Below are 614 nucleotides of genomic sequence, written 5' to 3' on the forward strand. Positions count from 1 at the left end.
ACCCATTTCAGCTGACTGCTGCGCTATGATCATAAGTACGTACCTCCATCTCTCTTTTCATTTATCCCCACCATTCGGCTGGGGCCACCGTTCGGGCCTTCATCCAGTCTGCCACCTCCCGGTTTTTCTATTCACCGAGCTCGTTTACTGGCCTACTATGCCCTCTGCTGACTTCCGTTGTATGATAAGCGCACCTTGCGGTTTGCTCACTCATCATATCAATGAGACACAACGGATTTCCGGGGGTGAATACATGTCTTTCCATACTGTGCCGACCACGCACCTGATCCTTAAAGATGGATAGAGGACTTAAGACTGTCTCGAAGTCTCCGCTATCTGCGCCATGGTCCCAATCAGATTCGCCTGACTCGATTTCTATACGTCGCCCCGTACATTCGCGTTACCCTGCCGTAGCCGGGCTGCCTCCTTCAAGCCACCGTTACCGGATAACCGTTGCAATAACGCTACACCGTTACCGTTCCCTTCGGTCTCTCTCCACTTCGTGTCGTGGTCTCCGCTTCGCTCCGGCTCGCCTCCATCAGGCTGGGTCTGGGACTTGCTCATTATAGTCCGAGTTACTATGATGAACTCACCCTTAAGAACGTGTGCCGTGC

The 614-nt window shown here is 52.9% G+C and carries 1 protein-coding gene; it reads right to left on the bottom strand.

Translation table 11 applies throughout. The features are described 5' to 3' along the window. Positions 1-375: 375 nt before the first annotated feature. Positions 376-564 carry a hypothetical protein gene (locus JWG39_RS16065; protein WP_205220447.1) on the bottom strand — a complete coding sequence of 63 codons (189 nt, stop codon included), beginning with the start codon at positions 562-564 and terminating at the stop codon, positions 376-378. Positions 565-614: the final 50 nt, after the last annotated feature.

Origin of the sequence: Desulforhopalus vacuolatus (assembly GCF_016918505.1) — a bacterium.
Classification (GTDB): domain Bacteria; phylum Desulfobacterota; class Desulfobulbia; order Desulfobulbales; family Desulfocapsaceae; genus Desulforhopalus; species Desulforhopalus vacuolatus.

What these genes read in the sequence shown, in the direction of transcription:
- JWG39_RS16065 (WP_205220447.1), bottom strand. Translation starts at nt 564, where the DNA reads ATGAGCAAGTCCCAGACCCAGCCTGATGGAGGCGAGCCGGAGCGAAGC.